The following is a 5,063-nucleotide window of genomic DNA, read 5'->3' as shown; positions in this document are numbered from 1 at the left end:
GTGTCCGGCGAGGGCGCCGTCCGCTCGGTGGAGTGTCCAGGGTCGATCACCTCGGCCACCGCTCGCCCTGCATCCGCGGAAGCGGTTCCCAAGGACACCGTGCTGATCGTGGACGTGACCTGGTACCCGAAAGAGACGGCACGGTTGCCGAGCATGGGGTGTCGTCCCGGAGACAAGGCCGATTCGGAAAGACCACGGGGAAGGCGGCCGGTGGCTGCCGGGGCAGGGATCTGCCTCATTTCGCGCCGCCGGAGGGGGAAGGGGGGTTCGGCAGGTTGCCCGGGGGATCTCGCCCCTCGGGCACCCCCTTCGAACTCTGTTGTGTCGATGGGTGAACGTTGACAGCTGTCGACGATCAAGTTTTTCCCCATGTCGGGCGGTTTGAGCGTCATTGATTCCCCATCACGAATTCTCCTAATTGGCCATGTGCGCGGAGGTCGGGATCGAGGGACCTGGTCGTCGCGGAGCTCCTCATGTTCCTCGTCCCGTGGTTCGGATTGCCTATGGGCAGCCCGGATGGCGAGGAGAACGTTCGTCGTGGTCGACATCACCGAGATCTTTGTCCACTGGTACGCGGGTCGCTCGAAGAGCGAGCTGGCCGCGTCGTTGGGGGTGGACCGCAAGACGGTCAGGAAGTATCTGGCGCCGGCGGAGGCGTCCGGGATCAGCCCGGGCGGGCCATGAGCGAGGTCGACTGGTCGAAGCTGATCAAGGAGTGGTTCCCGGGGCTGGTCGACAGGCGGCGGAGGCACGTGACCTGGCCGGAGATCGACCGGCACCGCGACTACATCAAGACCTTGCTCGGGACGGTCACCGTCTCGACGATCCATCAGCGGCTCCGTGATGAGCACAAGCTGCAGGTGTCGATTTCCTCGTTCCGTCGCTGGGGTGCACGCGACACTTCCCAACGAGGTGGCGAAGCCGCAGGTCACCGTGTTCCGCGACGAGATCGAGCCCGATTCCGAGGCCCAGATCGACTACGGCTTCCTGGGGCAGTGGACCAACCCGCGGACCGGGAAACGCCACCGTGTCTGGGCGTTTGTGATGGTGCTGCCGTGCTCGCGTCACATGTTCGTCCGTCCGGTGCTTCATCTCGATCAGCACGCGTGGACCGAAGCGCATGTCGCGGCCTTCCGCTACTTCGGCGGCGTCCCGCGCCGGCTGGTCCCGGACAACCTGAAGACGGGGGTCGACAAGCCCGACCTCTACGACCCGAAGATCAACAAGGCGCATGCCGAACTCGCCACGCATTACGGCGCGTTGGTCGATCCAGCGAGGGCGGCGAAGCCGAAGGACAAGCCGCGGGTCGAGCGGCCGATGCCCTATGTCCGCGACTCGTTCTGGCGGGGCCGGGAATTCACGTTGATCGAGCACATGCAGGCCGAGACCTGGAGTCAGCAGGTTGCCGGGCGCCTGATCCGCTGCCGAGGCGTGTGCCGTCTTCGCGGCGTGGTCTCTCAGCGGGCGCTGCCTATGTTGCGGTCGGCGTCGGAGCCCTTGAGCATGAGGGTGGTTTCTTCGATGCGGTTGAAGCGGCCGTCGGGGGCGAGGTGGGCGAAGACGTCGACCTCCATGGTGACGGTGGTGCCGTCGGTCTTGGTGATGTGGCAGGTGTGCCGGTCGGCGTACTTGTCGTTGTCGTACAGCTCTTCGTGGACCTCGACCTTGCCGCCGGCGACGATGCCGCGCAGGTGGTTGATGTGGTCGAGGAACTGGGGGCGGTCGGCCCACTCGCCGTCCGTGCGCTGCCGGTAGTCGGGGGTGAAGTGGCGGTCGGCGGCTTCCTCCAGGGTGATGTCGTGGTTGAAGAGCAGGTCGTTGAGGGCGGCTTCGATACCGGTGCGGTTCATCTGGATTCCCTGGGAGTGTGAGGCGGTCCGGGAGGGCCGGTCGGGTGGGGCTGTGATCGGGGTTTGCCGGTGATGTCCGGCTTCTTCAGGGGGCGGTGGTGAGGGTGTCGTCGAGCCAGTCGTAGATCCGGGCCAGGGACAGGCGCATGGCGCCGGGGTGGCAGTGGGCGCCGGCGCCTTCCTCGGCGGTGAACACCATGAGGGTCTTGGGGCAGGTCAGGTGGTTGTAGAGCTGCTCGGGCTGGCCCTTGAAGAACTCGTCCTCGGCGGCGTCGCAGACGAGGGTGGGGCACTGGATCTGTTCGGCGATGCCGTCTTGGAGGGTGTAGTCGAGGTAGGAGGCGCTGAAGGCCCGGGGGGTGTCCACGCCCATGACGTACATGCCGTGGTTGATCGCCCAGCGGGCGGTGGCGTCCTGGGCCAGGATCTGCTCGAAGCGGGCGTCGAGTTCGGGGGCGGAGTCCGCGCGCAGGAGCCGTTCGGCCTCGTCGCGGTCACCGGGGATGTTGCGGACGGATATCTGGCCGAGGTCGTAGACGCCGTCGACAGCTATCAGTGCGGCCAGGCGGTGTTCGAAGGCCGCCGCCCTGGGGGCGAGCACGCCACCCATGCTGGAACCGAGCAGCGCGATACGGCTGTTGTCGACATAGGGGAGGGCTTCGGCGAAGTCGACGACGGGGGTGATGACGTTCTCCCAGTCGGGGCGGAAGACCAGCCCCTCGCGGTGGCGCGGTCCGGGCTGTCCGGGGCCGTCGAAGGTCAGCACGGTGTAGCCGCGCTCCACGGCCGCCAGCGCGCCGCTGAAGTGGAGTTCCTCGGCGGTGCCGTCGAAGCCGCTGTGCAGGATCAGGGTCGGCCGGGGTGTGCCGGTGGTGTCGGCCCGGTAGAGGTAGCCGGGCAGCGTGGTGTCCTCGTACGGGATGCGGACCGGTTCGATGCGCGGGGTGTAGAGCGCCGCCGCTGCCTGGAAGCAGGCCACGCTGCGGTCGTAGGCGTGGTCGTGGCGCGGGTCGCAGGGGTGACCGTGCAGGAAGAACTCGGCCGACCGGTAGTAGTTCGAGGCCCGCAGGAACCCGTCCCGGGCGCTGACCGTGTGACCGGCGTCCAGAGCCTTCTGAGCCTCGTCGGCCACCCGGTCGGCCGTCGCGAGCCACTCCTCGTGCCAGCTGTCGTAGTCACCCTCGACGATGCGCTCGCTCGTGGAGACGACCTCGCCGAAATCGGCGCCGCCGTAGGCGATGTGGCTCATCGAGCGCAGGGTCTCGTACCAGAACTGGGGGTTGTTGGGGAACAGCAGCTGCTTCATCACACTCTCCTTAAGCACAGATTTGTGCGTACGGCGGAACTGTAGACCCTGCGAGCACCGCGAAGCAAATATTTGTGCTTACGATGTGGGGGTGACCTCGAAACAGCCGACTCCACGCATCCGTAAGAGCTCCGAGCAGGTCCGCTCGGCCGTCCATCAGGCGGTCATCGACTTGCTGTCCGACCCCGGGGGCGCGGACCTGACCATTCCCGCGATCGCGCAGCGCGCCGGAGTGAACCACACCAGCATCTACCGGCGCTGGGGCAGCCGTGAGGCGCTCCTGGCCGACGTGGTCGTCACCCGGCTCGAACGCGACTGGCCGCTGGCGGACACCGGCACCCTGCGCGGCGACCTCATCGCATGGGCGGAAGCGGGGGTTGCGAGCATCCGTAAGCCCGAAGGCCGGCTCCTCGTGCGGGCCGTCGCCCTGTCGATGCCGGGCAGCGCCCAGGCGCAGGGGGAGCGCGCGCAACACTTCGAACGCCGGATCCACGCCATCGAACGCATCCGTGAGCGGGCCGCGGCCCGCGGCGAGACCCCCCCGCCCCTCGAACAGATCCTCGACCAGCTCATCGCACCGCTCTACGTACGAGCGATCTTCGGCATCGAACCACCGGCCACCGGCTACCCGGAACTCCTCGTGGACAGACTGCTCAGTGGGTGTTTTTGAAGGTTCGCCTCGGGCGCTCGTCCGTGATCATTAGGCTGTTGTCATGGCTGAGGGCGAGAGCGCGGCGGTTGCTGAGGCTGATATCGATGACCTGGGCTGGTCCAACTCCCGTGTATGGGTGGAGCGGAGCCTGCGTCCCGGAGACAGTGTCTGTGCTGTGGCAACGCTGCGAGGCGGCTGGACATCGCAGATGCGCCGCCTCGATGTTGAGGGGGAGGGTGAGCCGTACTCCCTCGTGCTTCGGTCCCTCGTCAAACCGTTCTTCGTGAAGCACGCGCTGGGACTGCTCACGCGGGAAGCGGACATCCTCCGTCTGCTCGCGGACACGACCGTGCCGGCCGCTCGTCTTCATGGTGTTGATGCGGAGGCTGAGCACTGCGACCATCCGTCGCTGCTGATGTCGTTGCTGCCAGGGAGCCTCAGGCTGGACGGGGAGAACATCGAGCGGAAGACAGAGCTCCTTGCCCGGCAGCTGGTGGCGATTCACGGGTTGCTCGTTCCGGAAGGAGCCCGACCGCGCACCTATCAGGCGTGGACCAGTCCAGAGCGGGTGCGGCTTCCCGAGAGCTCGAAACAGCCGGAAGTGTGGCAGCGTGCCGTGGATGTTATCCGCCGTCCGCCCCCGGCCTACCGGCCTTGCTTCCTGCACCGTGACTTCCACCCCGGGAACGTGCTCTTCGCGGGAGAAGGGCCTGGTCTGACGATCACGGGTGTCGTGGACTGGGTGGAGACGTCCTGGGGACCGGCTGACCTGGACGTGGCCCACTGCTCCACTGCGCTTGCTCTGCTGCACGGAGTGCGCGTCGGCATGCGGCTAGCGGATCACTACATCGCAGCCGGCGGAGCGCTCAGCGGCGACCCGGCTGATCACCTGTACTGGCGTGTGCTGGATGCGCTGGCCTTTGCGCCGGACGCGGAGAAAGTCGCCGAGCCCTGGCGGGAACTCGGGAGGAGGGATCTGACGTCGGTCGTTCTCACCCAGCGCTTGGAGGAGTACCTCCAGGCACTCTTCAGCGAGTACGGCTGAGGACTCGGTGGTCAGCGTCGTCCGGCGGCGGTCTGTGCTGCCGGTGTTCGCGTCAGGCGCCGGAGCCGGCGTTCAGCGGACACGACGGCATACCGCGGGTGACCGTGTGCTTCTTGCGTGGACAGGCAGACTCCGAATGGAGGGCCGGAACTGTCGAGGCCCTGCCCGCAGGCGTGGAAGACGGCGGCAGCGCAGAGTGGCTGTTCGATG

Annotated in this window: 5 protein-coding genes and 1 pseudogene; 4 read left to right on the top strand and 2 right to left on the bottom strand. The window is 67.1% G+C overall.

What is annotated here, in order from left to right; translation table 11 throughout:
• The first annotated feature begins 516 nt into the window (after window positions 1-516).
• Window positions 517-684: a hypothetical protein gene (locus ACI2LP_RS33785; RefSeq protein ID WP_404728359.1), complete on the top strand. Its 168-nt coding sequence runs from the start codon at window positions 517-519 to the stop codon at window positions 682-684.
• 159 nt (window positions 685-843) lie between these two features.
• Window positions 844-1,278: pseudogene (locus ACI2LP_RS33780) on the top strand (DDE-type integrase/transposase/recombinase); the annotation flags it as partial.
• Between the two features lie 179 nt (window positions 1,279-1,457).
• On the opposite strand, the gene ACI2LP_RS33775 reads toward ACI2LP_RS33780, so the two are convergent.
• Window positions 1,458-1,850, bottom strand: coding sequence for a nuclear transport factor 2 family protein (locus tag ACI2LP_RS33775; protein ID WP_404728358.1), 393 nt, complete (start codon window positions 1,848-1,850; stop codon window positions 1,458-1,460).
• An 85-nt stretch (window positions 1,851-1,935) separates the two neighbouring features.
• Window positions 1,936-3,156: an alpha/beta hydrolase family protein gene (locus ACI2LP_RS33770; RefSeq protein ID WP_404728357.1), complete on the bottom strand. Its 1,221-nt coding sequence runs from the start codon at window positions 3,154-3,156 to the stop codon at window positions 1,936-1,938.
• Between the two features lie 91 nt (window positions 3,157-3,247).
• Here ACI2LP_RS33770 and ACI2LP_RS33765 point away from each other — a divergent pair, with 91 nt between their 5' ends.
• Window positions 3,248-3,826 carry a TetR/AcrR family transcriptional regulator gene (locus tag ACI2LP_RS33765; RefSeq protein WP_404728356.1) on the top strand — a complete coding sequence of 193 codons (579 nt, stop codon included), beginning with the start codon at window positions 3,248-3,250 and terminating at the stop codon, window positions 3,824-3,826.
• Window positions 3,827-3,869: 43 nt separating this feature from the next.
• Complete coding sequence (locus ACI2LP_RS33760) at window positions 3,870-4,853, top strand: phosphotransferase family protein (protein ID WP_404728355.1); 984 nt, start codon at window positions 3,870-3,872, stop codon at window positions 4,851-4,853.
• Window positions 4,854-5,063 lie beyond the last annotated feature (210 nt).

The organism is Streptomyces sp. NPDC019890 (assembly GCF_044903445.1).
Classification (GTDB): domain Bacteria; phylum Actinomycetota; class Actinomycetes; order Streptomycetales; family Streptomycetaceae; genus Streptomyces.
The sequence above is the reverse complement of the archived record's forward strand: the minus strand, read 5'-3'. Positions and strand labels throughout refer to the sequence as shown.